The 26,342-nt window shown below is 74.0% G+C and carries 21 protein-coding genes; 10 read left to right on the top strand and 11 right to left on the bottom strand.

The genetic code is table 11. The features are described from left to right. Positions 1 to 162 precede the first annotated feature (162 nt). Positions 163 to 1,392: a serine hydrolase domain-containing protein gene (locus tag ACFRAC_RS29850; protein ID WP_382934726.1), complete on the bottom strand. Its 1,230-nt coding sequence runs from the start codon at positions 1,390 to 1,392 to the stop codon at positions 163 to 165. 214 nt (positions 1,393 to 1,606) lie between these two features. Here ACFRAC_RS29850 and ACFRAC_RS29845 point away from each other — a divergent pair, with 214 nt between their 5' ends. The 4 genes from ACFRAC_RS29845 to ACFRAC_RS29830 are packed head-to-tail and all read left to right on the top strand — an operon-like array spanning position 1,607 to position 8,266. Next, positions 1,607 to 2,794 carry an ROK family protein gene (locus ACFRAC_RS29845; RefSeq protein ID WP_382934722.1) on the top strand — a complete coding sequence of 396 codons (1,188 nt, stop codon included), beginning with the start codon at positions 1,607 to 1,609 and terminating at the stop codon, positions 2,792 to 2,794. A gap of 23 nt (positions 2,795 to 2,817) precedes the next feature. Further along, positions 2,818 to 4,632: an alpha-galactosidase D gene (locus ACFRAC_RS29840; protein WP_382934721.1), complete on the top strand. Its 1,815-nt coding sequence runs from the start codon at positions 2,818 to 2,820 to the stop codon at positions 4,630 to 4,632. 59 nt (positions 4,633 to 4,691) lie between these two features. Then, a complete protein-coding gene (locus ACFRAC_RS29835; RefSeq protein WP_382934718.1) occupies positions 4,692 to 7,079 on the top strand; it encodes a glycoside hydrolase N-terminal domain-containing protein in 2,388 nt (795 codons plus the stop codon). Then, positions 7,076 to 8,266, top strand: a complete 1,191-nt coding sequence (locus tag ACFRAC_RS29830; RefSeq protein WP_382934716.1) for an SGNH/GDSL hydrolase family protein — start codon at positions 7,076 to 7,078, stop codon at positions 8,264 to 8,266. Before ACFRAC_RS29835 ends, ACFRAC_RS29830 begins: the two co-directional genes overlap by 4 nt. Positions 8,267 to 8,275: 9 nt before the next feature. Here ACFRAC_RS29830 and ACFRAC_RS29825 read toward each other — a convergent pair whose 3' ends face one another. The 4 genes from ACFRAC_RS29825 to ACFRAC_RS29810 all read right to left on the bottom strand — a co-directional run bounded on the left by ACFRAC_RS29825 (position 8,276) and on the right by ACFRAC_RS29810 (position 14,757). After that, entirely contained in the window at positions 8,276 to 11,206 is a 2,931-nt protein-coding gene (locus tag ACFRAC_RS29825) for a helix-turn-helix transcriptional regulator (RefSeq protein WP_382934714.1), read from the bottom strand. Positions 11,207 to 11,294: 88 nt separating this feature from the next. Then, positions 11,295 to 11,648, bottom strand: a complete 354-nt coding sequence (locus ACFRAC_RS29820) for a UBP-type zinc finger domain-containing protein (protein WP_382934712.1) — start codon at positions 11,646 to 11,648, stop codon at positions 11,295 to 11,297. Continuing rightward, entirely contained in the window at positions 11,645 to 13,084 is a 1,440-nt protein-coding gene (locus ACFRAC_RS29815; protein ID WP_382934709.1) for an ATP-binding protein, read from the bottom strand. The genes ACFRAC_RS29820 and ACFRAC_RS29815 overlap by 4 nt, the downstream gene beginning before the upstream one ends. Next, the gene (locus ACFRAC_RS29810; RefSeq protein ID WP_382934703.1) at positions 13,081 to 14,757 is read right to left on the bottom strand and encodes an FAD-dependent oxidoreductase; all 1,677 of its coding nucleotides are present in this window, start codon (positions 14,755 to 14,757) and stop codon (positions 13,081 to 13,083) included. The genes ACFRAC_RS29815 and ACFRAC_RS29810 overlap by 4 nt, the downstream gene beginning before the upstream one ends. A gap of 202 nt (positions 14,758 to 14,959) precedes the next feature. Between ACFRAC_RS29810 and ACFRAC_RS29805 the strand changes: the two genes are divergently transcribed. Beyond that, positions 14,960 to 15,832 carry a universal stress protein gene (locus tag ACFRAC_RS29805; protein ID WP_382934697.1) on the top strand — a complete coding sequence of 291 codons (873 nt, stop codon included), beginning with the start codon at positions 14,960 to 14,962 and terminating at the stop codon, positions 15,830 to 15,832. Position 15,833: 1 nt separating this feature from the next. Here the strand turns inward: ACFRAC_RS29805 and ACFRAC_RS29800 are convergent, their stop codons facing one another. The 4 genes from ACFRAC_RS29800 to ACFRAC_RS29785 all read right to left on the bottom strand — a co-directional run bounded on the left by ACFRAC_RS29800 (position 15,834) and on the right by ACFRAC_RS29785 (position 19,808). Next, complete coding sequence (locus ACFRAC_RS29800) at positions 15,834 to 17,057, bottom strand: DUF4032 domain-containing protein (RefSeq protein WP_382934692.1); 1,224 nt, start codon at positions 17,055 to 17,057, stop codon at positions 15,834 to 15,836. A 34-nt stretch (positions 17,058 to 17,091) separates the two neighbouring features. Then, positions 17,092 to 17,838 (bottom strand): MBL fold metallo-hydrolase, encoded by a 747-nt coding sequence (locus ACFRAC_RS29795; protein ID WP_382934689.1) that lies wholly within the window; start codon positions 17,836 to 17,838, stop codon positions 17,092 to 17,094. Between the two features lie 49 nt (positions 17,839 to 17,887). Continuing rightward, positions 17,888 to 19,069, bottom strand: a complete 1,182-nt coding sequence (locus ACFRAC_RS29790; RefSeq protein ID WP_382934685.1) for an acyltransferase family protein — start codon at positions 19,067 to 19,069, stop codon at positions 17,888 to 17,890. Between the two features lie 109 nt (positions 19,070 to 19,178). Then, positions 19,179 to 19,808, bottom strand: coding sequence for an alpha-ketoglutarate-dependent dioxygenase AlkB (locus ACFRAC_RS29785; protein WP_382934678.1), 630 nt, complete (start codon positions 19,806 to 19,808; stop codon positions 19,179 to 19,181). 127 nt (positions 19,809 to 19,935) lie between these two features. Between ACFRAC_RS29785 and ACFRAC_RS29780 the strand changes: the two genes are divergently transcribed. Continuing rightward, positions 19,936 to 20,577 carry a TetR/AcrR family transcriptional regulator gene (locus ACFRAC_RS29780; protein WP_382934675.1) on the top strand — a complete coding sequence of 214 codons (642 nt, stop codon included), beginning with the start codon at positions 19,936 to 19,938 and terminating at the stop codon, positions 20,575 to 20,577. 15 nt (positions 20,578 to 20,592) lie between these two features. Continuing rightward, positions 20,593 to 22,266 carry an FAD-binding dehydrogenase gene (locus ACFRAC_RS29775; RefSeq protein WP_382934673.1) on the top strand — a complete coding sequence of 558 codons (1,674 nt, stop codon included), beginning with the start codon at positions 20,593 to 20,595 and terminating at the stop codon, positions 22,264 to 22,266. A 22-nt stretch (positions 22,267 to 22,288) separates the two neighbouring features. Here ACFRAC_RS29775 and ACFRAC_RS29770 read toward each other — a convergent pair whose 3' ends face one another. After that, entirely contained in the window at positions 22,289 to 22,639 is a 351-nt protein-coding gene (locus tag ACFRAC_RS29770) for a DUF488 domain-containing protein (protein ID WP_382934670.1), read from the bottom strand. An 87-nt stretch (positions 22,640 to 22,726) separates the two neighbouring features. Here ACFRAC_RS29770 and ACFRAC_RS29765 point away from each other — a divergent pair, with 87 nt between their 5' ends. The 3 genes from ACFRAC_RS29765 to ACFRAC_RS29755 are packed head-to-tail and all read left to right on the top strand — an operon-like array spanning position 22,727 to position 26,024. Next, positions 22,727 to 23,470 carry a L,D-transpeptidase family protein gene (locus ACFRAC_RS29765; RefSeq protein ID WP_382934667.1) on the top strand — a complete coding sequence of 248 codons (744 nt, stop codon included), beginning with the start codon at positions 22,727 to 22,729 and terminating at the stop codon, positions 23,468 to 23,470. Between the two features lie 32 nt (positions 23,471 to 23,502). After that, complete coding sequence (locus ACFRAC_RS29760) at positions 23,503 to 24,207, top strand: response regulator transcription factor (RefSeq protein WP_382934665.1); 705 nt, start codon at positions 23,503 to 23,505, stop codon at positions 24,205 to 24,207. Further along, positions 24,204 to 26,024 (top strand): sensor histidine kinase, encoded by a 1,821-nt coding sequence (locus ACFRAC_RS29755; protein WP_382934662.1) that lies wholly within the window; start codon positions 24,204 to 24,206, stop codon positions 26,022 to 26,024. The genes ACFRAC_RS29760 and ACFRAC_RS29755 overlap by 4 nt, the downstream gene beginning before the upstream one ends. 33 nt (positions 26,025 to 26,057) lie before the next feature. Here ACFRAC_RS29755 and ACFRAC_RS29750 read toward each other — a convergent pair whose 3' ends face one another. Continuing rightward, complete coding sequence (locus tag ACFRAC_RS29750; RefSeq protein WP_361355042.1) at positions 26,058 to 26,291, bottom strand: WhiB family transcriptional regulator; 234 nt, start codon at positions 26,289 to 26,291, stop codon at positions 26,058 to 26,060. Between the last annotated feature and the right edge of the window lie 51 nt (positions 26,292 to 26,342).

Raw genomic sequence — 26,342 nt, 5'->3', positions numbered from 1 at the left:
GACATGTATACATGACGTGTATAGAGCGTGAGGAACCAGCCCTGGCCAGAAGGGGAGGCCAGGGCTTCACTTGTCGTCGATCAAGACGTCGACGGGTCGGCCGGGGTTGCTCGTGAGGCGCACGTCACCCCGGCGCGTGCTCGGTTCCGCCGCGCGTCACCCTCACCGGGCCTGCCCCGCCGGGCGGTTCACGGGCACCGAGGGCGCGACGTCCTCGTAGCGCTCCACGCGCGGGGTGCGCGGCCGCGCCTTGGCCTTCTTGCCGCAGAACGCCGACTCCAGCGCGCCCAGCAGGGTGGTGAGGACCGTGCCGTTGTTGGAGGTGTTGGCGAGCGCGGTGAGGCTGCGCCTGCCGTCCTTCGACGCGAACGCGACGGTGTAGTAGCCCTGGACGGCGCCCGTGTGCCCGTACACCGACACCCCGCACGGCAGATCGCGGCGCCGCAGCCCCAGTCCGTACGCCTGGCCGGTGCCCGCCGGCACCCAGCGCCGCATCTCGGCCAGCCCGGCCCGGGACGTCAGCCGGCCGCCCAGCAGCGCCGACAGGAAGATGTGCAGGTCCTTGGTGGTGGAGATGACCGCGCCCGCGCTCTGCGCCCAGGACACCGTCTGCTCGGTGGCGTCGACCAGCGCGGCCCCCGCGGTGTCCGGGGTGAGGTAGCCGCGCGTGTGCCGGCCGGGGATCTTCGTGCCGGGGTGCACGTAGAAGGTGTCCTTCAGTCCCAGCGGCCCGATGATCCGGTCCCGGTACTCGGTCCGCACGGAGTGCCCCGTCAGCTTCTCGATGAGCAGCCCCGCGACCACGAAGTTGGTGTTGGAGTAGGAGTACGCGCCGCCCGGCGCGGTCGTGCGCGGCTTGCCCAGCGAGCGCTTCACCAGCTGGCGGTAGGTGAAGACCTTGGTGCGGACCGCCTCGAAACCGGGCACCGTCTCGGCGAACATGTCGTTGGTGTAGTCGTACAGGCCGCTGCGGTGGCTGAGCACATGACGCACCGTGATGCGGTCGTCGGGCAGCAGTCCCGGCAGATAGCGGTCGACCGGCGCGTCGAGCGAGAGCTTCCCCTCGTCGGCCAGCTGGAGCAGGACGACCGCCGAGAAGGTCTTGGTGACACTGCCGATGCGGAACCGGTCGGCGTTGCCGATGGCCCGCCCGGTGCCGCGGTCGGCCACGCCGACGGCCGCCCAGCGGACCGTGCCGCCGTCGTCGAGCCGGGCGATCGCGCCGGGCGCCCCCTGCCGCTGTGCCGCGCGCAGCGCGTTCCACACGCCCGCGCCGTCCGGCGCGGGCAGGGTGTCCGCCCGCGCGCCGGGCACCGCCGCGTGGGCGGGTACGGCCATGAGCGTCGCGAGGGCCGCTGCCGCCATCGCCCTCGTCACCGTTGCTGAGACCATCCGGTGCTCCTCCCGTCGCCGCCCCGGGGCGGCGGACGTCGATCATCCTGTGCGTGCGGCACAACTTTCCCGTATGCCGTCAGATCGCCGCGCACGACGCACAGTTGGACAGATGTTCCGTCACCGGGAGGGAGTCCTCGGCCGGGGCGGCCGCCCCGGACCAATCCTGTGACTTTTATTGACGGCGGAAAATAAGGGCTCTAGGTTCCCCCGCATGTCCTCGATCCGCGGCGCCGAGACGTTCCCGGCGCACACGCCGGCCGCCTCGCAGATCTTCACCACGGTTCTCTGCCACGGGCCCCTCACCCGCCTGGAGGTGGCCCGGCGGGCCGCACTGTCCCCGGCCGCCGTCACCAAGGCGGTACGGCCGCTCATCGAGGCCGGCTACCTGGTCGAGGACACGGAGGAGACCGCCCGCCCCGCGCTCGGCCGGCCCGCCAACCCGGTGCGGGTGGACGGCGCCCGGGCCCTGTTCATCGGCGTCAAGGTGACCGGCGACGAGATCATCGCCGTCCTCACCGACCTGTGCTGCCGCATCCGCGCGGCCCGGCACGCCCCGCTCCCCGGACGGGAACCCGAGGAGGTCCTGGCCCGGATCGCCGACCTGGTGGCCGACCTGCGCACGGAGGCCGGCGCGTCGGGCACCCCCGTCCTCGGCCTCGGTGTCGCCGTGTCCGGTGACGTGGACCGTGGCGCGGGCGTCGTCCGCTACTCGCCGTTCCTGGGGTGGCGGGACGTGCCCCTCGCCGGCCTCGCCGCCACGGCCACCAGGCTGCCGGTCACCGTGGACAACGATGTCCGGGCCCTCACCGTCGCCGAGCAGTGGTTCGGCGCCGGCGTCGGGCTGTCCGACTTCGCCGTGGTCACGGTCGGAGCCGGCATCGGCTGCGGCCTCGTCGTGCACGGCCGGGTCGTCGCCGGGGCCCACGGCGTCGCCGGGGAGATCGGCCATGTGACCGTCGACCCGGCCGGGCCGCCCTGCCACTGCGGCAACCGCGGCTGCGTGGAGGCCATCGCGGCTGACGCGGCCATCGTCCGCCGCCTCCGTGAGACCACGGGCACCGAGGTCGCCGGTGTCGCCGAGGCCGCCGCCCTGGCCCACGCCGGGGACCCCGCGGCACGCGACGCCTACGCCCGGGCCGGGGAGGCCATCGGCCGCGGCATCGCCACCGTCGCCAACCTGCTCGGTCCCGAACGCGTGATCATCTCCGGCGAGGGCCTCGCCGCCTACGACCTGTTCGCCGAACAGATCCGCGACGCCTTCGCCGCGGCCGCGTTCGGCTCCGCCGCCCGCTGCGACGTCAGGACCCGCCCGCTGCCCTTCGAGGAATGGGCACGCGGGGCCGCGGCCACCGCCATCCAGTCCTTCATCCGAGCCGACGACCGGCCCCCGAGCCGCTGAATAGACACCTGGAGGTACGACCCATGCGGTCATCCTCGTACTCCGCCCTGCCCGCACGCGCCCTGAGAGCCCTGGTGGTGCTGGCGCTCACCGCCGGTGTCACCGCCGCCGTCCCCGCCGCCCGCGCCGAGACCGCCTCCGCGCCCCCGGCCGCCCCGGCCGCACCTCCCGTCGCCGCCAAGCCCTACATGGGCTGGACCAGTTGGACCATGCAGTCGTCGAAGTACCCGGGCCTCAACCCGAAGGGCGACTACAGCTACCTCTCCGAGGCGAACGTCCTCAAGCAGACCGACGCCATGGCCGCCAGGCTGAAGAAGTACGGCTACGAGTACGTCAACATCGACGCCGGCTGGTGGATGGACTGGTCCTGGACGTCGCACTTCGACGAGTACGGCCGGCAGCAGGCCGACCCGGTGCGCTTCCCGAGCGGGATGAAGGCCGTCGCCGACCACATCCACGCCAAGGGCCTCAAGGCCGGCATCTACCTGCCGGTCGGCCTGGAGAAGGGCGCGTACAACGACGGGAAGAACCCGATCTGGAACGCCGAGGGCTGCACCACCGGCGACATCGTCCACGACGACCTGCGCACCACCAACGGCTGGGACAGCGCCTACAAGATCGATTTCTCGGACCCCTGCGCGCAGAAGTACATCGACTCCCAGGCGCGGATGTTCGCCGACTGGGGCTACGACTTCCTGAAGCTCGACGGCGTGGGCCCCGGCTCCTTCAAGAGCGGCGACAACTACGACAACGTCCCCGACGTCGCCGCCTGGCACAGGGCCATCGAGGCCACCGGCCGCCCCCTCCACCTGGAGCTGTCCTGGTCCCTCGACTACGGACACGTCGCCGACTGGAAGAAGTACTCCGACGGCTGGCGCATCGACACCGACGTCGAGTGCTACTGCAACACCCTGGTGTCCTGGGAGAACTCGGTCGACGACCGCTGGGACGACGCCCCCGCCTGGACCGACCACGCCGGAGCCGGCGGCTGGAACGACCTCGACTCCCTCAACGTCGGCAACGGCGAGATGGACGGCCTCACCAAGGCCGAGCGCCAGAGCTACGCCACCCTGTGGGCCATCGCCAAGTCCCCCCTGTTCACCGGCGACGACCTGACCCGGCTCGACGCGTACGGACTGAAGCTGCTCACCGACCGCGAGGTCATCGCCATCAACCAGAGCAGCGCCCCGCCCGCCGAGCCCGTCACCGCGTCCGACGCGCAGCAGGTGTGGGCCGCGAAGAACCCCGACGGCACCTACACCGTCGCCCTGTTCAACCTCGCCGCCACGCCCGCCGCCGTCACCGCGCACTGGCCCACCCTCGGCTTCACGGGCCGCGCCTCGGTGCGCGACGTGTGGAACAAGGAGAACCTCGGCATCCACAACGGCAAGATCACCGAGGCCCTCCCGGCGCACGGCTCCCGCCTGTTCACCGTCACCCCGCGCGGCACCCGGCTCGCCTGGACCGCCCACGAGGCCGAGGCGGGCGCCCTCGCCGGGAACGCCGTCGTGGCCGGCTGCTCCGCCTGCTCCGGCGGCCACAAGGTCGGCAACCTCTACACCGGCGGCAAGGTCACCGTCGAGGACGTCGTCGTCCCCGAGGCCGGCACCTACCAGATCACGGTCGCCTACGGCAGCGGCGACCCCCGGTCCGTCCTCGTCTCCGCGAACGGGGGCGGCGGCACCTCCCACCGGTTCGCCTCCACCGGCGACTGGGGGACCGTCAACAGCGTGTACGTGCCGGTGAAGCTGAAGGCCGGCACCAACACCATCACGTTCGACAGCGGGACCGGCTACGCGCCGGACATCGACCGGATCGACGTACCGACCTCCCTCTGACCCCCGCCGGGGCCCGGCCGTGCGCCGGGCCCCCGGCCCGGACGTACTCCGGAGCCCCCATGAACCCCAGCCCGCACGACCCCAGCAGACGCGGCGTCCTCTCCCTGGCCACCACCGCGGGCCTCACCGCCGCCCTCGGCGCCCTGCCCGCCTTCACCGCATCCGCCGCCCCCGCGGCCCGCCCCGACCGGCCCACCGAGGTTCCGCTGCCCCCGGACGCGGCCCGTGAACGACTGTGGTGGCAGGCGCCCGGAGACGAGAGCTCCCTGATCGAACAGGGACTGCCCGTCGGCAACGGCCGGATCGGCGCCCTCGCGAGCAACGACCCCGGCCGCGAACTGCTGCTGATCACCGACGCCACCCTGTGGACCGGCGGCCTCAACGACACCCTCGACCAGGACGGCCAGTTCCCTTACGGCCGCGCCGACTTCGGCTCCTTCACCCTGCTCGCCCGGCTCACCGTCGACATCCCCGACCACGACCTCGGCTCCGTCCACGGCTACCGCCGCACTCTCGACCTCGCGCAGGGCGTGGTCGCCAGCACCTACGTCCGCTCCGGCGTCACCTACCGGCGCGAGATGTACGCCAGCCACCCCGACGACGTGATCGTCCTGCACTTCACGCAGAGCGGCGGCGGCCGCCACACCGGCAGCATCACCCTCACCGGCACCCACGGCGAGAAACCGGACACCGCCAAGTCCTTCGGGGCCGCCCTGCCCAACGGACTGCGCTACGGCGCCGCCGTCCAGGCCCGCGGCACCGGCGGCGAGGTCACCGTGCGCGGCACTCGCATCGACTTCACCGGGTGCAAGGACCTCACCGTCGTCGTCTGCGCGGGCACCGACTACGCGCCCGACGCCGCCGCCGGCTTCCGCGACGCCTCCCTCGACCCCGAACGCCTCGCCCGCACCAAGGCCCGCGCCGCCGCGGCCGTACCGCCCGACGCCCTGCGGCGCACCCACGTCGCCGACTACCGCGCCCTGTACGGCCGCCTCCGCCTCTCCCTCGGCACCTCCACCACGGGCCAGCGCGCCCTCGACACCTGGGAGCGGCTGCACGCCCGCGCCCGCGACGGGGAACCCGACCCCGAACTGGAGGCCGCCTACCTCCAGTTCGGCCGCTACCTCATGATCAGCGGCTCGCGCGGCAGCCTGCCCCTCGGCCTGCAGGGCCTGTGGCTGGACGGCAACGACCCGGACTGGATGGGCGACTATCACACCGACATCAACATCCAGATGAACTACTGGATGGCCGACCGCACGGGCCTGTCGGCCTGCTTCGACGCCCTCGCCGACTACTGCTTCGCCCAGCTTCCCGCGTGGACCGACGTCACCCGGCGGCGGTTCGACGACCCGCGCAACCGCTTCCGCAACACCAGCGGGAGGACCGCCGGCTGGGCCGTCGCCTTCTCCACCAACCCCTACGGCGGCAGCGGCTGGTGGTGGCACCCGGCCGGCAACGCCTGGCTGTGCACCACCCTGTGGGAGCACTACGAGTACACCGGCTCCCGCGCGTACCTGGAGAAGATCTACCCGCTGCTCAAGGGAGCCTGCGAGTTCTGGGAGGCGCGGCTGCTCCCCGTGACCCTCCCGGGCACCTCGAAGGAGGTGCTCGTCGACGACCACGACTGGTCCCCTGAGCACGGCCCGCAGGACGCGCGGGGCATCACCTACGCCCAGGAGGTCGTGTGGACGCTGTTCGGCGACTACTGCACGGCCGCCGCCGCACTCGGCCGGGACACCCGGTACGCGGACACCGTCGCCGCCCTGCGCCGCAGGCTGTACCTGCCGGAGGTCAGCCCCACCACCGGCCGGCTCCAGGAGTGGATGTCCCCCGACGACCTCGGTGAGACCGAGCACCGCCATCTCTCCCCGCTGATCAACCTGTTCCCCGGCGACCGCATCCGCCCCGACGGCTCCACCCCGGCCGACGTCGTCGCCGGCGCCACCGCCCTGCTCACCGCACGGGGCATGGAGAACTTCGGCTGGGCCAACGCCTGGCGCAGCGCGTGCTGGGCCCGTCTGAAGAACGCCGAGAACGCCTACCGGCTGATCGCGAACAATCTGCGCCCCTCGACCGACGGCCGCAACGGCACGGCGTCCAACCTGTTCGACATCTACGAGGCGGAACGCGGCCGGGGCATCTTCCAGATCGACGCCAACTTCGGCACCCCCGCCGCCATGGTGGAGATGCTGCTGTACTCCCGGCCCGGGCACATCGAACTGCTGCCCGCGCTCCCGGACGCCTGGGCGGCCTCCGGCCACATCGAGGGCGTCCCCGCGCGCGGCGGCTTCGAGGTCGACCTGCGCTGGCGGGACGGGAGACCGACCCACGTCACCGTCCGCAGCGTCGGCGGGCGCACCACCACCGTCGCCCATGGCTCCGCGACCCGCCGGATCACCCTGCGGCCCGGCGCCTCCGTCACCCTGAAGGGACTCGGCCGATGAGGGCCGCGGGTCCGGCGGCCGCCGCGCTGCTGGCGGTGCTCGCCTGCGCGGCCCCGCCCGCCCGGGCGAGCACCGCCCCGCACGACGTCGTCACCTGGGCGGCGAGCGCGGACGCCCTCGGCACCGGGGTGGCGGGCCGCGGCCACCGGCTCGTCGTGCACACCGGCGTCGGCGGCACCGGTGTCCGCATCCGGCTGTCCAACGCCTTCGGGGACCGGCCGATCACCTTCGACAGCGTGTGGGCGGGCGTCCGGAAGCAGGGCGCCGAACTGCGCCGGGGCAGCAACCGGCGGCTCACCTTCGGCGGCGCGCCCACCGTCGCCGTGCCCGCGGGCGCCACCGTGTGGAGCGACCCGCTGCCCGGCTCGCTGCCCGCCGCCACCGACCTGGTCGTCAGCCTCCACAGCCCGGACGCCGCCGGACCCGCCTCCGGCCACGGGATGGCGATGCAGACCTCCTACGCCTCCGACGGCGACCACACCGCCGAGGAGAGCGGCGCCGCCTGGACCACGCCGACCGGTTCCTGGCTGTACCTCGACGCCGTCTCCGTACGCCCCCGGTCCGGCACCGGCGCGGTCGCGGCGCTCGGCGACTCCATCACGGACGGCTGGCAGTCCAGTTCGGACCTGAACCGCCGCTGGCCCGACTACCTGGCCCGCCGGCTGCTCCGCACGGACTCGGCGGTCCGGGGCGTCGCCAACGAGGGCATCTCCGGCAACAAGGTCCTCGCCGACGGCGCGGGGCGCAGCGCGCTCAACCGCCTGGACCGGGACGTCCTGTCGCTGCCGGGTGTGCGGACCGTGTTCCTCTTCGAGGGCGTCAACGACATCAAGGCCCACTCGGGCGTCACGGCCGCGGACCTGATCGAGGGCTACCGGACGATCGTCGACCGGGCGCACGCGGCCGGGAAGTGCGTCGTCGGCGCGACCGTCGCCCCCTTCAAGGGCTGGGGCGAATGGGATCCGGCCGCCGAGGCCGTCCGCCGGGAGGTCAACGCCTTCGTGCGCGACGGCGGGGCGTTCGACGCCGTCACCGACTTCGACCGCGTCCTGCGCAGCCCCTACGACCCCGAGCGGATGCTGCCCGCCCTCGACGGCGGCGACCACCTCCACCCCAACGACAAGGGCATGCAGGCCATGGCCGACGCCGTCGACCTGACGGCGCTCGACTGCGACCGCACGCCCTGACGGGGGCTGTCAGCCCACGGCCTCCTCGCGGCCGATCAGCCCCTCCCGGTAGGCGATCGCCACCGCCTCCGTACGGCTCGCCGCGCCCAGCTTGGCGAGGATGTTGGAGACGTGGACGCTGGCCGTCTTGCCGGTGATGTACAGCTCCTCGCCGATCTGCCGGTTGCTGCGGCCGGCGGCGAGGAGCCCCAGCACGTCCTGCTCCCGGGCCGTCAGCGGGGACGAGCCCGGCGAGCGCTGCTCGGCGAGGCGGCCCCGGCGGATCAGGGCGTCCACCCGCTCCAGCAGCGGGACCGCCCCGAGCCGTGCCGCCGTCCGGCGGGCCGCCGAGGCCTCGGCGGCGGCGCCCTCCCGGTCGTCCGCCACCAGCAGCGCCTCGGCGTACCTCAGCCGGCACCGCGCCCGCTCGTACCCGTCGCCGGACGCGAACGCCGCGACGGCCTCGGCCCACGCCCCGGCGTCGGGCCCGGACACCGCCCGCGTCCACTCCGCCTCCGCGCGGGCCAGCCACGCCCTGCCCTCCGGGCCCTGCGAGGTGCCGTCGGCGCCGCGCGCGGCCGTCACCCGCGCCAGCTCCACCAGTTCGGCCGCCGTGTCCGTCCAGCGGCTCAGCTCCTCCGCGTCACCGGCCGCGCGCAGCGCGGCCGCCCGGTCGGCGACGGCCGCGAGGGCGAGCGCGGCCAGCCGGACCGTGGCGTCGGGCAGGGTCCCCGCGTCGTCGGTCAGCGCGGCCACCCCCGAGCGCATCCGCTCCACCGCCGCCCGCGGGTCGCCGCGCAGCGCCGCCTCGTCGGTGAGCACGATGCTCGCCACCAGCCGGCCCATCCAGTCGAACGGCCCCTCCGCGAGCGGACGTGTCCGCTCCACGATGTCCGCGTCGCCGCGCGCGAGACCGACGTACAGCGCCGGGCCCGCCGCGAACGCGCCGGCCGCCGGCAGCACCGCCGCGTCCTCGGCCGCGCACTCGTCCCAGCGGCCCAGCGTGTACAGCACCAGCAGATGCAGATACCGCATCTCCAGCGGATACGGCGACGAGGACAGCCCGGCGCGCCGCGCCCGCTCCAGGCCCTCCCGCAGCCAGGACACGCTCTCCTCCAGCTCACCGGACTCGAAGCAGCCGATGGCCAGGTTGAACAGCGCCCGCAGCTCCACCGGCGCGTTCCCCGCGCCGCGCGCCACCTCGCGGGCCTCCCGCAGCCGGGCGCGCCCCTCGGGCGTACCGCGCCCGCCGCTCTCCAGCACGGCCAGCGAGATCAGCAGGTCCGCGCGGGCGTCCGGCACCTGGAGCCGCTCGGCCACGGTCAGGGCCTCGTGGGCCACCCGCAACGCCGTCTCGTTCTCCCCAACCTGTCGGGCCGCCAGGACATGGGTGGCCGCCGCCCACACCCAGGTCCGCGACGGCGGGTCGGCCGGGATCAGGGCCAGCGCCTCGCTGCTGTAGGAGAACGCCGCCGTGAGGCTGTCGACGCCGAGCAGGTTGCCGGCGAGCGTGTACCGGACCCGGGCGGCGAGCTCGTGGTCGGAGTCCCGGACACCGGCGAGCGCGGAACGGGTCAGCGCGACGGCCCGGTGCGCCGCCCCGGCGTGCGCGGCGGCCGCCGACGCGCGCAGCGTCAGCGTCACCCGGTCGACGCCCTCGCCCGAGGGCCGCGCCGACGGCTCCACCGAAGACCACAGATCCAGGGCGGTCTCCAGATGCCGCAGCTCCTCGGCGGGCGCCCCGACCTGGTGCGCGTGCTCGGCGGCCTCCAGCGAGGCGGCCAGCGCCTCGGTGAGGTCATGACTCTCCCGGGAGTGGTGGGCGCGCTCGGCGGCCGTCTCCCGGGAACGGCCGCGCGCCGCGAGGAGCCGGGCGAACGCGCCGTGCAGCCGGGCCCGTTCGCCGGGGAGCAGATCCGCGTACACCGCCTCCCGGGCGAGCGCGTGCCGGAACGCGTACGTGTCGCCGTCGCCGGGCAGCAGCAGTTGCCGGCCGACGGCCTCGCGCAGCGCCGCCTCCAGCTCGTCCTCCGGCAGGCCCACGGCGCCCCGCAGCAGGTCGTGCTCGACGCGGCGCCCCGCGACGGCCGCCGTGCGCAGCACCTGCTGGGCGGTGTCGGACAGCTGCTCGAACCGGATCAGCAGGACGTCGGCCAGCCCGCTCGGCACCCCGTCGCCCCCGGTGTCGGTGGCGGCGACCAGCTCCTCCGCGTAGAAGGCGTTGCCCTCGGCCCGCTCCACGATCCGCCGCACGGTGGCGTCCGGCAGCGGCCGGTCCTGCACATGTCGCACCAGCTCGGTCACCTCGGCGTCGGCCAGCGGGCGCAGTTCGAGCCGCTCCACGACGGGCAGCCGCACCAGTTCGGCCAGCAGCGGCCGCAGCGGATGACGGCGGTGCAGGTCGTCCGCCCGGTACGACGCCAGCACGGCCAGCCGGTGCCCGGGCGCCCCGCCCGCGGCCCGCTGGAGCGTGCCCCGGCTCAGCAGGAACCGCAGCAGATCCCTCGACGACTGGTCCGCCCAGTGCAGGTCCTCCAGGACCAGCAGCACCGGTGCCCGGTCCGCCAGGTCGGTGAGCAGCCCCGCGAACCCCTCGAACAGCCGCAGCCGGTCCTGCACGGCGTCCGAGCCGCCTCCCAGGAGCCGGCCCACCACGGGATGGGCGGCGAGGACGTCCGCGAACCGCTCGTCGGCGGCGAGCGTCCCCACCACCTCCGTGAACGGCAGGTACGGCAGCCCGACGTCGCCGAGGTCGACGCAGTGCCCGGTGAGCACCGTCATCCCGGCCGCGGCGGCCAGCCCCGCGGCCTCGCCCAGCACCCGGCTCTTGCCGACCCCGGCGTCGCCGGCGACCAGGACCGCGCGGGCGTCCCCGGCGCGGGCGCGCTCCAGGACTGCGGAGAGCCGGGCGAGTTCGGGGTTCCGGCCGATCAACGGCGTACTGAAAGAGGGCTGCGACACGCACACATCCTGCCACTCGCCCCGGTGGGAGCCATCTGCCTTTCCGTACCGCCCGCGCCCGCCCCCGGCGCGAGGCGGGCGTGGGGGCTCAGCCGTGCAGCAGCTCCGTCCAGTCCGCCGGCACCCGTCCTTCGGGGCCCGGCGCGGGCTGCGTCGCCGGGTGGCTCGACGGGGGCGCCAGATCCGGCCCCCTCTCGAACAGTTCGTCCGTCGCGTAGTTCCAGTACCAGCTCTCGCCGGGCTCGAAGCTCCGCACCAGCGGGTGCCCGGTCTCCCGGTAGTGCGCGGTGGCGTGCTGCGCGGGCGAGCTGTCGCAGCACCCGATGTGCCCGCACTGCGCGCACCGCCGCAGATGGAACCACCAGCCGCCCGCCTCGTCGCACTCGCCGCACCCGCTGCCGCTCGGCGGCACGCTCGGATCGATACCGTCCACGCCGGTCATGAGACCTCCTCGTCGGTGAGCGGCAGCAGCACCTGGAAGCGCGTGTCGCCCGGCTCGGACTCCACCTTGATGCCGCCGTGGTGCTTGTCGACCACGATCCGCCAGGAGATGTCCAGGCCGAGCCCGGTGCCCTCGCCCACGGGCTTCGTCGTGAAGAACGGGTCGAAGATCCGCTCGCGGATCTCCGCCGGGATGCCGACCCCCGTGTCCCGGAACTCCACGAGCAGCCGGTCGTTCTCCCGTGCCGTCCGTACGGTCAGGGTCCCCTCGCCGCCCGTGCTGCCGATCGCGGCGACCGCGTTGTCGATGAGGTTCGTCCACACCTGGTTGAGCTCCGCCGGGTAGGCCGGGATCTTCGGCAGCGTCCGGTCGTACTCCTTGACGACCTCGATCCGCGAGCCGATCTTCCCGGACAGCATCAGCAGCGTGCTGTCGAGGAGTTCGTGCACGTCGGCGTTCTGGAAGGGCGCCCGGTCCAGCTGGGAGTACTGCTTGGCGGCGTCGACGAGATGCGAGATCCGGGCGGTGGAGTCCTTGATCTCGTCCATCAGCAGCTCGGTCTCGGCGGTGTAGTTCAGCCAGCCGATCGCGTTCGGCAGGATGTCCTCGTCCACCGCCAGCGCGACCTTGTCCAGCCAGTCCGCGTCGACACCGGCCTGGACGAAGGTGGGGGCGCTCCGCCAGCCGTCCGGGACGGCGTGGTCGTCCAGCCAGTCGGTGAGCGTGTCCTCCCGGTCGGCGGCCTCCAGCGGGCTGAGCGCGGGGGCCTTGGCGACCCGCTCCGCGATGCGCTCCTGCAGCTCGATCAGGTTCGCCATCACCTCGGGGGAGTAGGTGCCCTGCGCGATGATGCCGAGCTTGCGCCGCATTTTGCCCACCCGCTCCCGCAGCGCCTCCGTCGCCCGGACGGCCGCCGCGGCCGGGTTGTTGAGCTCGTGCGTGAGCCCCGCCGACAACGAGCCCAGCGCGAGCAGGCGTTCACGCTGCCCGATGGCCTGCTGGGCGCTCTTCGAACCGAAGAACAGCCCCTCCAGCAGGTGCACCGCCATCGGGAACCACTCCTGCATGATGGCCGCGAACGTGTCGGCGGGCAGCACGAAGAACCGTGTCGGCTCGGTGACGCGCAGCGAGTTGTTGTAGACCTGCCGCACCCGGTCGCCGAGGTACGCCTGCATGGCCCCGGCGTACACCCCGCGCTGCGAGGTGCGGGTCACCTCCACGTCGTCCCCGCCGACCCGGCGGGACAGCACCACCGTGCCCTCGATCATCACGTAGAAGCAGGTGGCCGGGTTGCCCTCGGTGTACACGGGCCCCGGGTCGTACCGCTCCACCCGGCCCTCTTCGCACAGCCTCCCCAGCTGCTCCGGCGTCAGCTTCTCGAACAGGAACAGCGAGCCGATCTCCGCGGGCTCGCACGGCACGCGTGTGCCGCTCATGACTGCTCCAGGTACCGGTGGACGAGCATCACGGCCATGGCTCCCTCTCCGACGGCGGACGCGACCCGCTTCGCGGACTCCGAGCGGGCGTCGCCCGCCACGAACACCCCGGGCACGTTGGTCTCCAGGTGGTACGGCGGCCGGTCCAGCTCCCAGCCCGCCGGCGGCCGCCCGTCGGACGTCAGGTCCGGCCCCGCCAGGATGAACCCGCGCCCGTCGCGCAGCACCGTCCCGTCCAGCCAGTCCGTCAGCGGGGCCGCGCCGATGAACACGAACATCCACTGCGCGTCCGTCCGGTCGGTCCGCCCGCTGTCGAGATCCCGCAGCGTCAGCTCCTCCAGATGGTCGGAGCCGTGCGCGGCGTCCACGACGGTCCGGGTCCGCACCGAGATGTTCGGCGCCTCCTCGATCTGCTGGATCAGGTAGTACGACATGGACGCCGACAGCGACTCCCCGCGCACCAGCAGCGTCACCGACTTCGCGCCCCGCGCCAGGTACATCGCCGCCTGTCCGGCCGAGTTGGCGCCGCCCACGATGTACACGTCCTGGCCCTGGCAGGCAGGTGCCTCCGTCAGCGCCGACCCGTAGTACACCCCGCACCCGGTCAGGTCGGCGCAGCCCGGCGCCATCAGCTGCCGGTAGGAGACCCCGGTCGCCAGGATCACGCTGTGCGCGGACACCGCAGACCCGTCCGAGAAGCGCACCACCCGCGCCGCGCCGCACACCTCCAGGCCCGTCACCTCGCGCGCGGTGAGGATCTCCGCGCCGAACCGCGCCGCCTGTCTGCGGGCCCGGTCGGTGAGCTGCGCTCCCGACACCCCGTCCGGGAAGCCCAGGTAGTTCTCGATACGGGAGCTCTGCCCGGCCTGCCCGCCGGTCGCGGACCGCTCCACCAGCACCGTCCGCAGCCCCTCCGACGCCCCGTACACGGCCGCGCCGAGCCCGGCCGGCCCGCCGCCGATGACGACCAGGTCGTAGAAGTCGGCGGTCGGCGTGGTCGCGAGCCCGACCTTCGCGGCCAGCTCGGGTGCCTCCGGTGCCACCAGCGGGGTGCCGTCCGGGGTCACCACCAGCGGCAGCCGCTGCCCGTCCTCCTCCGCCGCCGCCAGCAGCCGCCGTCCCTCCGGGCCGTCCGCCGAGTACCAGCGGTACGGCACCTGGTTGCGGGCCAGGAACTCCCGTACCTCCGAGGACCGCGCCGACCAGCGGTGCCCGACCACCTTGGTGCTGGGCACCGGCCGGTAGTCGCTGCGCCGCCACGCCTCCAGCAGGTCGTCGAGGACCGGGTAGAGCTTCTCCTCCGGCGGGTCCCACGGCTTGAGCAGATAGTGGTCGAGGTCCACGACGTTGATCGCGTCGATCGCCGCGCTGGTGTCCGCGTACGCGGTCAGCAGCACCCGCCGCGCCCCCGGATACACGTCCAGGGCCTGTTCCAGGAACTCGATGCCGTTCATCTGCGGCATGCGGTAGTCGGCCAGGATCACGGCCACGAGGTCGCCGCGCAGCTTCAGCTCGCGCAGCGCCTCCAGCGCGGACTCGCCGGACTCCGCGCGCACGATCCGGTGCGACTGGCCGTAGCGCCGCCGCAGATCGCGGGCGACGGCCCGGGACACCCCGGGGTCGTCGTCCACGGTCAGGATGACGGTCCGTGCTGCTTCGGCAGCCTGAGTCATACGTCTCCCACCCCGGGCGTCGTTCTCGACGAGGCGGCGAGCGGCCGCGAGGCACTGCCGCCGAGTCGACTCCCGGCCATCGTATGTTCGATCCGCGCGCTTCGCTCTGGTACGCGGAGGGCGCCCCGCCGGGCCGCGGCGGCGGAGGGGTGGTGAAGACTGGGCCCACGGACGTCACCGCGACACAAGGAGGCAGCTGCAGATGACGCGCCCGATCACGGCAGGGGTGGACGGATCGGAGGAGAGTCTCGCGGGGCTGGCCTGGGCCGCCCGGGAGGCCGTCCGCCGGGGGCTCGCCCTGCGTGTGATGCACGCGTGGCGGTTCCAGGAGCACGAGGCGATGGCCGCCGTGGACGCGGACACACAGGCCGGGTGGGTGCGGGACGGGCTGGCGGAGGCCGTGCGGTCGGTCGCCGAACGGCACCCGGCGCTGGAGGTCGGCACCGAGGTCGTGGACGCGGGCTCCGTCGAGACGCTGCTCGCCGCCACGGCGGAGTCCGAGATGGTGGTGCTGGGCTCGCGCGGGCGCGCCGCGGTCGTCGGCTTCCTGCTGGGCTCGGTCGGGCAGCAGGTCGTCGCCGAGGCGGAGCGGCCCGTCGTCCTGGTGCGGGCCGGCGACCGGCCGTCGGCGGAGGTCGCCGGGCACGACATCGTCGTGGGCCAGCAGGGCGACGCCGACGACAGCGCCGAAGCCCTGCGGTTCGCCTTCGAGACGGCGGCGGCGCGCGGCGCGGCCGTCCGTGCCGTACGGGCCTGGACCCTGCCGCCGCTGTTCGCCTACAGCCCGGCCTCCCTGAAGCTCCTCGACGACGCCGGGGGCCTGGAGCCGTACGAGAAGAAGGCGCTGGCCGAGGCGCTGCTGCCGTGGCGGGAGCGCTTCCCGGACGTGCACGTCGTCGAGCACGTGGAGATGGGCAGCGCCGGGCAGGTGCTGCTGTCGGTGGCGTCCCGGGCCCAGCTCGTCGTCGTGGGCCGGCGCGCCCGGCGTACGGCCGTGGGCGCCCGGATCGGATCGGTGGCGTCCGGCGTCCTGCACCACGCGCCGTGCCCGGTGGCCGTGGTGCCGCACGGGTGAGTCAGTCGGCCGTGGTCGGCTGGAGCGTCTCGCGGGCCCTGGGCAGGATCGTGGCGATGTAGTCCTGGACCACCGTGTCCAGGTCGATGTCGCGTTCGGCCCGCTCGGACAGGTACCAGCGGTGCTCCAGCAGCTCGTGGTAGATCTCGGCCGGGTCCATGGCGCCGCGCAGCTGCGGCGGCACGGCCCGCACGGTGGGCCGGAAGACGTCGCGCACCCAGCGGTGGGCGAGGACCTCGGGCCGGGCGCCGTCGGCGTGGTCCTCCTGGGTGGCCATCCAGGACTCCAGGTCGTTCAGCAGCCGGCGGGCCTGGTTCTCCTCGGCGTCCAGGCCCGTCAGGCGCAGCAGCTGCCGCTGGTGGTGGCCGGCGTCGACGACCTTGGGCACGAAGGTGACCGAGGCGCCGTCGCCGGTCTGCCCGATCTGCATCTCGGCCACGTCGAACCCGAGGTCGTTCAGCCGGCGTATCCGGCGCTCGATGTAGTGGTATTTGCCCGCCGGGTACACCGAGGTGCGGGTCAGCTCCTCCCACAGGGACCCGTAGCGGGCGCAGATCTCGGCGCCGAACTCGATGGGGTCGACGGACGGGTGCAGCGCCCCGGACGCCTCCAGGTCCAGCAGCTCGCCGCTGATGTTGACGCGGGCCAGGTCCAGGTCGTAGTCCCGCTGCCCGTCGCTGAGCCGCGGATGCAGGTCGCCGGTCTCCGCGTCCACCAGATACGCCGCGTAGGCGCCCGCGTCCCGCCGGAACAGCGTGTTGGACAGCGAGCAGTCGCCCCAGGCGAACCCGGCCAGATGGAGCCGGACCAGCAACACGGCCAGCGCGTCCATCAGGCGGTGCATGGTGGCCGGGCGCATCGTCGTCTCGAACATCGACCGGTACGGCTGGGAGCCGCGCAGGTGCCGGGTGACCAGGACCGGCTCCAGCGGGTCGCCCGCGGCGTCCGTGCGGCCGGTGACCACGGCCAGCGGGTCGACCGCCGGGATGCCCAACCGGTCCAGGTCGCGCAGCAGTTCGTACTCGCGCAGGGCGGGGCGCTCGGCGAGCTCCTTGACGGCGATCACCTCGTCGCCGGCGCGCGCGTAGCGCACGATGTGCCGGGAGATGCCGCGCGGCAGCGGGACCAGGAGGTCCTCGGGCCACTCCTCCAGCGGCACCTGCCACGGCAGCTCCAGCAGGAGGGCCGGGTGCTCCGGATTCGTCGCGCTGATCTGGAGTGCCATGGGCCGTCCTCGCCTAGGTGATCGTCCCCTCAGCCTATTGCGCCCTCTCCCGCGCCTGAAGGGCCGCGTCCCGCACGGACCCGGTGCGCGCCGGGCCGTGCCCGGGCAGCAGCACGTCCCCGTCGAGGTCCTCGAACGCGGCCAGCGAGGCCAGCGTCCGGGCCCGTTCGCGGTGGAACATGTCCGGCAGCAGCTGCGGCCCCTCGATCCGCGAGGTCGGGTGCCCGGTGACCAGCGCGTCGCCCGAGATCACCACGCCCGTCCCGGGCAGGTGATAGGCGCAGTGGCCGTCGGTGTGGCCGGGCGTGTGCACGGGGACGGGCCGGCCGGGCAGGTCCAGCGGGCCGGACCGCGGGAACGCCTGCGGCGAGGCGACCGGGACGTGCTCGGTGCCGCCGGAGCGCAGGGCGTGCACGGCCCAGGGCAGGACCCCCGGCCGCCAGCCGTTGCGCAGCACCGTTCCCACGCTCACCTGGTGCAGGAACTCCCGGCGCGCGTGGGGCACTTCGGCCTCGTGCAGGTACACCGGCGTGCCGTGGGCGCCGCGCAGGTGCTCGGCGCTGCCCAGGTGGTCGTTGTGCGCGTGCGTGATCAGGACGGCCTCGACCGCCTCCGGCGCGCTGCCCACCTCGGCCAGGGAGGCGAGGAGCGCCGCCCGGTCCCCGGGGTACCCGGTGTCGACGAGGGTGACCGCGTCGCCCTCGGTGAGGATGATCCAGTTGGTGTTGCTGCCGTGCACCAGATAGGTGCCGTCCGCGATGTGCCGCACATCCGTCCGCATGATCGTCCCGCGTGGTGAGGTCCGTGACCGACGCGCACAGCAAAGCAGATCAGGGTGACGTCCCGGCCCGTGGGGCGGCGCGCATCCCGAACAGGAACCGCGTCGGCCGGGTCCGGCGCACCAGGCCCTCGTACAGGGCGAGGATCACCACCAGCGAACCGGCCACGATCAGCGCGTACTTGAGGGCGATCGGCCCCGGCAGGCCCACCGCGCCATAGGCGAGGGCGACCACGACGGGCTGGTGCAGCACATAGACCGGCAGGGCGGCGACGCCCAGGTACATGAGGGCGCGCGACGGCGGACGGGCCGCGCGGGGGCGGTCCAGCAGCCCGAGGAGGGCCACCACCCAGCACCAGCCCGCCAGCCCGAACAGACCCCGCGTCACCCACGCGAAGGCGTTCCACTCGGTGAACGGGTCGTCCAGGCCGAGGAATCCGGGCGCGGTCCCCGCGAACAGGACGAGCCCGCACACCCCGGCCGGCACCGCGAGCCGGCGCAGCCCGGCGCGGGCCCGCGGGTCGTCCGCGAGCGTGTACCCGGCGAGGAAGAACACCAGGTAGGCCCAGCGGTTCCAGCCCGCGAAGCCCTCCTCCATGCCGAGGAAGGCGTTGATCGCGGCGAGCGGCAGCGCGGGCAGCAGGAGCAGCGCCGGGCGCCGCTCCACCGCGCGGGCCGCGCGTTCCGCCCCGGCCGCCAGGCGTACCGCCACCGGGGCGAGGAGCAGGCTGAACGTGAGCAGCAGGACGACGAACCACAGGTGCCCGGTCTCGAAGTGCTCCCCGTCGAGTACGAAGGGGAAGTCGGCCGCGTCCGGGCGGACGCCGAGGAACCGCGGCCAGAACCGCCAGTACGGCTCGTCGTAGCCGGCGTCGGCGGCCCGCAGCCGCAGCCACTGGGGGAGGGGGCACAGCACGAGCGTGCCGAACAGCAGGGGGACACCGAGGCGCAGCAGCCGCTCGCGGGTGAACCGGGCGGGGCCGCGCCGGCGGATCGAGTGCCGGGAGCCGAGCCCGGCCACGAGGAACAGCATGGGCATGGCCCAGACGACCCCGAACCCGGCGAGCACGGTCACGACATCGGTGGTCCGCGCGTTCTTGACGTAGAAGTCGTCGTCCGGGGAGAACACCAGCGCGGAGTGGAAGAAGACCAGGCCGAGCACGACGCACACCCGGAGCGTGTCGAGCTCGGTGCGGCGGGAGGCGCTGTCCGGGACGGGCGGCGGGGCGCTCACCCGGCCAGTGTGGCGGCCCGGTCCGCCCGCGCCCAGAGGAAGGGCTGCCTCCGGCACCGTCCGCCGGAGGCAGCCCCCGCGTACGCCGCGGCCGGCCGCCTCCGCCGGCTCAGCGCACGCCGTTCGGCCGGAACTGCACGCTGATGCGCGGTCCCGTGGCGCGGGCCGTCTTCGGGACGGCGTGCTCCCAGGTCCGCTGGCAGGAGCCGCCCATCACGATGAGATCGCCGTGCCCGAGCGGCCGGCGGACCGTATCGCCGCCTCCGTGCACGGGCCGCAGCAGCAGGTCGCGGGGCGCGCCCACGGACAGGATGGCGACCATGGTGTCCCGCCGCGCGCCGCGCCCGATCCGGTCGCCGTGCCAGGCGACGCTGTCGCGTCCGTCGCGGTAGTAGCACAGCCCGGCCGTGGTGAACGGTTCGCCCAGCTCCCCGGCGTAGTGCGCGGAGAGCGCCTCGCGCGCCTCGTCGAGCACGGGGTGGGGGAGGGCGTCGCCGGCGCCGTAGAAGGAGAGCAGCCGCGGCACGTCGACGACCTGGTCGTACATGGTGCGCCGCTCGGCGCGCCAGGGGACCTCGGCGGCCAGCCGCTCGAAGAGGGCGTCGGCCCCGCTCAGCCAGCCGGGCAGGACGTCGATCCAGGCGCCGTGCGTGAGGCGTGTGCGGCGGATCCCGCTGAGCGCGCCGAGCCGCAGCTCGTCGGTCTGGTCGAACAGGGAGCCCTGGAGGTGCGTGGCCATGGATCCAGCGTAAGCCCTGAATCGAAAATCTGTTCCCATATGAGAGCTGATTCTCATCGGCCGCTCCGCACCCCTGTTGGATACGCTCGTGTATCGGATACATTCCCGTATCGAACGGAGGTCCGACATGGCGGTGGGGGAGACGACGAGGCGTGTCACCAGGCGCCGCGTCCGCACCCGGGCCAACCTGCTCGACGCCGCGTTCGCCGTGTTCGCCGCCAAAGGGTTCGGGCGCGTCTCCATCGAGGAGGTCTGCGAGGCCGCCGGCTACAGCCGGGGTGCCTTCTACTCCAACTTCTCCAGCCTGGACGAGCTGTTCTTCGCCCTGTACCGGCAGCGGGCCGACCTGATCGCCGACCAGGTCGCCGGGGCGCTCGCCGTCGACGGCCCCGGCCTGGACGTCCCGGCCGCCGTGGACCGGGTCACCGAGGTGCTGCTCCTGGACCGCGACTGGCTGCTGGTCAAGACGGACTTCCTGGTGCACGCCGCCCGGGACCCCGCCGTCGCCGCCACCCTGCTCGACCACCGCGCCCGGCTACGCGCCGCGATCGCCGACCGGCTCGCCCGCGCCCGCGGCCACACCGCACTGCCCGCCGTCCTCGGCGGCACCGACGGCGCCGCCCACGCGGTGGTCGCCGCGTACGACGGCGTCACGACCCAGCTGCTGCTGGACCGCGACACCGGGCACGCCCGCGCCTGGCTGGGCCGGCTGCTCACCGCGCTGCTGACCGACGGCAGCGACACCACCGGACAGCGCACCACCGCCTAGGAAAGGACGGTCGCCATGGACGCCGACGTCATCGTCGTCGGAGCGGGACTCGCCGGACTCGTCGCCGCGCACGAACTGACCAGCCGGGGCCGCCGGGTCGCCCTGGTCGACCAGGAGAACGCCGCGAACCTCGGCGGGCAGGCGTTCTGGTCCTTCGGCGGGCTCTTCCTCGTCGGCTCGCCCGAACAACGGCGCCTGGGCATCAAGGACTCCCTCGACCTGGCCTGGAACGACTGGCAGGGCAGCGCCGGGTTCGACCGGGTCGACGACGAGGACTCCTGGGCGGTGCGCTGGGCGCGCGCGTACGTGGAGTGGGCGGCCGGGGAGAAACGCGCCTGGCTCGACGGGCACGGCATCACCTTCCTGCCCACCGTGGGCTGGGCCGAGCGCGGCGACCTGCGCGCCGACGGCCACGGCAACTCGGTGCCCCGCTTCCACATCGCCTGGGGCACCGGCACCGGTGTCGTGGAGCCGTTCGTGCGGTACGCGAAGCAGGCGGCGCGCGACGGGCTGCTCACCTTCCACCACCGGCACCGGGTGGACGAGCTGGTCATCGAGGACGGCGCCGCGCGCGGCGTGCGGGGCACCGTCCTGGCCGACGACGCCTCGCCGCGCGGAGTCGCCTCCAACCGCGACGCCGTCGGCGAGTTCGAACTCACCGCCCAGGCGGTCGTCGTCACCACCGGCGGCATCGGCGCCGACCACGACATCGTCCGCCGCTACTGGCCCGAGCGCCTGGGCACCCCGCCCGCCGAGATGGTCACCGGCGTCCCCGCCTACGTCGACGGGCGCATGCTCGACATCAGCGCCGAGGCCGGCGTACGCCTCGTCAACCGCGACCGCATGTGGCACTACACCGAGGGCCTGCGGAACTGGGACCCGATCTGGCCCGGCCACGGCATCCGCATCCTGCCCGGCCCGTCCTCGATGTGGTTCGACGCCCTCGGCCGCCGTCTGCCCGACCCCTGCCTGCCCGGCTACGACACCCTGGGAACCCTCCGGCACCTGCGCACCGACGCGGACATCGCCGGCCACGACCACTCCTGGTTCATCCTCACCCAGAAGATCATCGAGAAGGAGTTCGCCCTCTCCGGCTCCGAGCAGAACCCCGACATCACCGCCAAGGACCGCGCCGGGTTCCTCAAGGAGCGGGTGCTCGGCAAGGGCGCACCGGGCCCGGTGGCCGCCTTCCTGCGCCACGGCGCGGACTTCGTCACCGCCCCGACCCTGGAGCAGCTGGTCGAGAAGATGAACCAGCTGACGGACAAGCCGCTGCTCGACGCGGAGACCGTCCGGCGCCAGATCGAGGCCCGCGACCTGCAGATCACCAACGCCTACAGCAAGGACGCCCAGATCCAGGGCATCCGCAACGCCCGCCGCTACATCGGCGACCGCCTGGGCCGCGTCGCCACCCCGCACCGCATCCTCGACCCCGCGGCCGGCCCTCTCATCGGCGTCAAGCTGCACATCCTGACCCGCAAGACCCTCGGCGGCATCCAGACCGACCTGGACTCCCGCGCCCTGGCCACCGACGGCACTCCCATCGACGGCCTCTACGCGGCCGGTGAGGTCGCCGGTTTCGGCGGCGGCGGTGTGCACGGCTACAACGCCCTGGAGGGCACCTTCCTCGGCGGCTGCCTCTTCTCCGGACGCGCCGCCGGACGCGCCGCCGCCCGGCAGGCGGGCTGAGCCCGGCCCGCCTCCCGGGGCGTCACGACTCCAGGAGGCGGGCCAGCACCGCCGCGTGACTCGTCTCGGGGGTCTTCGACGCCGTCAGCAGCGTCACGTCCGCCTCGCCCGCCGTCTCCCGCAGCCGGGCCAGGAGCCCGGCCGCCTCCGGCGCGTCCAGCTCCGCCTCGTACCGGCTTGCGAACTCCTCGTAGGAGCCCTCGCCCGCGTGGTACCAGCGCCGCAACCCGGTCGACGGGGCGAGGCCCTTGAGCCACTCGTCGACCCGGGCCGCGTCCTTGGACAGACCGCGCGGCCACAGCCGGTCCACCAGGACGCGCACCCCGTCCTCCGGTTCGGGCGGCTCGTAGACGCGGCGGACGCGCACACTCATGACCGGGCCTTCCTCTCGGACGGGCGGTGCCGCACACACCGCGCCGGACCTGACGAGTTCCTCACACCTGTCCGTCAGGGTCGTCACATGATCCCGCACAAGCCCCGAGCCGTCCTGCTGGCCACCTCCCTGCTGCTGACCGGCTGCGGCGCCGGCGCCGTGGCGGCCCCCCGTGACCAGCCGGCCGCACCCGCCCGGACCACGACCGCCCCGCCCCGCCCCACCGCCACGGCGCCCCCCCTTCCGCAGCGGCTCCCCGGACTGGGCCCCGAGACCCTGGCCGAGGTCCCGGCCGCCACCCGGCAGGCCGTCGTCGTCACGGGACACGGCAAGGACTCCGCCCGCTCCGACGTCGTCCTGTACGAACGCACCGGCACCGGCTGGAAAGCCGGCGAGCACTGGCCCGCCCACAACGCGCTGCGCGGCTGGAGCGGCCACCACCGCGCCGGCGACCTGCGCTCACCCGTCGGCGTGTTCACCCTCAGCGACGCCGGCGGTCTGCGACCCGACCCCGGCACCCGGCTGCCCTACGACCACGGCCGGGGCTTCACCGCGACCGGCACCGGCGTCGAGGGCGAACCCCTCGCCGGCTCCTTCGACTACGTGATCGCCATCGACTACAACCGCCGGCCCGGCACCTCACCGCTCGACTGGACCCGCCCCCTCGGCGCCGGGCGCGGCGGCGGCATCTGGTTCCACGTCGACCACGGCGGCCCCACCCAGGGCTGCGTCAGCCTCTCCCGGGAGCACATGCGCACGCTGCTGCGCACCCTCGACCCCCGCCGGCACCCCGTCGTGGTCATGGGGGACGCCGCCTCCTTCGCCCGCTGACCCCGTTCCGCCGACCGCTTAGGATCCGCCGCGTGTGCGCACATGTACTGGTGGCCGAGGACGACGGGATGCAGGCGGAGCTGATACGCCGCTCCCTGCTCGCGGAGGGCCACACCGCGACCGTGGTCCACGACGGCCCGGCCGCCCTCGACGCCGTCCGCAGGCTCAGGCCCGACCTCGTCGTCCTGGACCTGATGCTCCCCGTGATCGACGGCTTCGGCGTCTGCCGGGTGCTGCGCGGGAACGACGACGACCCGGACATCCCGGTGCTGATGCTGACCGCCCGCTCCGCCGAGGACGACGTCCTGCTCGGTCTGGAGCTCGGCGCCGACGACTACATGACCAAGCCGTACAGCCCCCGCGAGCTGATGGCCCGCATCCGCACCGTGCTGCGCCGCGGCGGCCGCGCCGACGGCCGCCGGGAGGACCCCGTCGTACGGGCCGCCGGCATCGCCGTCGACCCGGTCCGGCACGAGGTGTGGTGCGACGGGGAGCCGGTGGAGTGCACACCGGCCGAGTTCCAGATCCTGCTGGCCATGACCGCCGAGCCCGAACGGGTCTTCTCGCGACGGCAGTTGCTGGAGTGCACCCGGGGTACCGACCGGGCCTCCACCGAACGGGCCGTCGACGTGCACATCATGAACCTGCGCAAGAAGACCGAGGCCGACCCGCGCCGGCCCGCGCGCCTGCTGACCGTGTTCGGCGTCGGCTACAAGCTGAGCGGAGGCCGCGGGTGAACGGGCGCATCCCGGTGCGCAAGCGCCTGCTGGTCCGGTTGCTGGTCGCCTCGGTGCTGATCGCCGTCTGCTCGGTGGCGGCGACCGCCTGGCTCGCGGTGGCGACCACCACCCGCGCGCTGCGCGAGGAGCAGGGACAGGTCCTCGCCGAGGACATGGACGTCCTCGCCCGGCTCAGCGGCTACGCCGCCACCCACGCCGACTGGCGGGGCGTCGAAGTGACCGTCCGGGATCTGGCCGACCGCACCGGCCGGCGCATCGCCCTCACCACCACGGACCGGACGGTCGTCGCCGACTCGGCCGGGCCCGGCACCCCGTTGCCCCCGCGCGCCGCCGCCACCGTCGACCCGCTGCGCGCCGACACGTACACGGAGCGCGGAGCACAGCGGGCCGGTGTGGACCCGAGGGCCGTGGGGCCGTACCGGCTCACCGCCCCCGAACGGGCCAAACTCGACAAGCTCGCCGTCGTGCGGCGGAACTGCTTCGCCCGCAACGGCTACCACACCACCGTCGTGCGCGCGCCGAGCGGCCGGCCGGTGGTCACCGACGTCGACGGGCCCGTCGCGGGCGGCACCGTCCCCGAGGAATGCGCCGACGGACTGCTCAACACCCCCACCCCGACCGAGAACAAGGCGCTGGACGACCTCTTCGCCCGCGTCACCGACTGCCTTGAAAAGCGGGGCACCACGCACGCGCCGCACTCCCTCGGCGTCGACATCACGGGACTGGGCCTCGCCCCCCGCTCCTACGTGGGCAAGCCGTCCCCGCACGACAAGCTCGACGGGGCGGCCGTCGCCCAGCACTGCACCGAGCAGGCCCGCCGGGCCCAACTCGACCCGTACGTCGCCCCCGTGGCGCAGCTGTTCCTGGGCGGCGGCGACACGACCGCCGTCCGCTTCGACATGTCACCGGCCAACAAGGCCAAGGTGGCCGGCGCCGCCGGTCTGGTGCTCGCCGTCACCGTGGTGGTCTCCGCCGTCGTCGCCACCCGGCTGGTCAGGCCGCTGCGCGCGCTGACCGCGGCGGCGCAGCAGCCGCCCGAACGGCATGTGCGGGTGCCCGTCACCACCCGCGACGAGACCGGCGTGCTCGCCGCCGCCTTCAACGAACTCACCGAGCGCCGCGAACGGTTGGAGGTCCAGCGCAAGGCCATGGTCAGCGACATCGCGCACGAACTGCGCAGCCCCCTCACCAACATCCGCGGCTGGCTGGAGGTCACCCGCGACGGCCTCGTCGACCCCGACCCCGCCCTGCTCGCCTCGCTGCACGAGGAGGCCCTGGTCCTGCAGCGGGTCATCGACGACCTGCAGGACCTCGCCGCCGCCGACGCGGGCACCCTGCGCCTGCACCGCGAGCCCGTCCGCGCCGACGAACTCCTCGGTCAGGTCGCCGCCGCCCACCAGGTCGCGGCCGACGCCGCGGGCGTCACCCTGCGCACCACCGCGGAGGGCACGCCCTGGCTGGACGCCGACCCCGTCCGGATGCGGCAGGCGCTGGGCAACCTGGTGTCCAACGCGCTGCGGCACACCCCGTCCGGCGGCACGGTCACGCTCTCCGCCCGGCCCGACGGCGACGAGGTCGTCCTCGAGGTCGCCGACACCGGGACCGGGATCGCCCCTGACGATCTGCCGCACGTCTTCGAGCGGTTCTGGCGCGCGGAGAAGTCCCGCAGCCGCCGCACCGGGGGCAGCGGGCTCGGCCTGCCGATCGTCCGGCAGCTGACCGCCGCGCACGGGGGCAGCGCCGAGGCGGCCGCCGCGCCGGGCACCGGCGCGGTGTTCACGCTGCGGCTGCCGGCCGGGGAGGCGCCCGAGTGAAAGACCCGGCGGGCGGGCCCGCCGGGTCGTCGCCTAGCCGGCGCGCTGCCGCAGGGCCCGCCGTTCCGCCTCGCTGGTGCCGCCCCAGATGCCGATGGACTGGTCCATGTCCAGCGCCCAGCGCAGACACTCCTCGCGCACCGAGCAGCGCCGGCACACGGCCTTCGCCTCCTCGGTCTGCATCAGGGTCGGCCCGGAGGTGCCGATCGGATAGAAGAGGTCGGGGTCCTCATGGCGGCAGGCGGCGTGGTCTCGCCAGTCGTCCATCAAAGTCACCTGCGATCGTCGACGTGCCCTCGGTGGAGGAATTACTCGGTG

This window comes from Streptomyces sp. NPDC056628 (genome assembly GCF_042792555.1).
In the GTDB taxonomy this organism is placed as follows: domain Bacteria; phylum Actinomycetota; class Actinomycetes; order Streptomycetales; family Streptomycetaceae; genus Streptomyces.
This window is presented reverse-complemented; position numbering and strand designations above follow the sequence as displayed.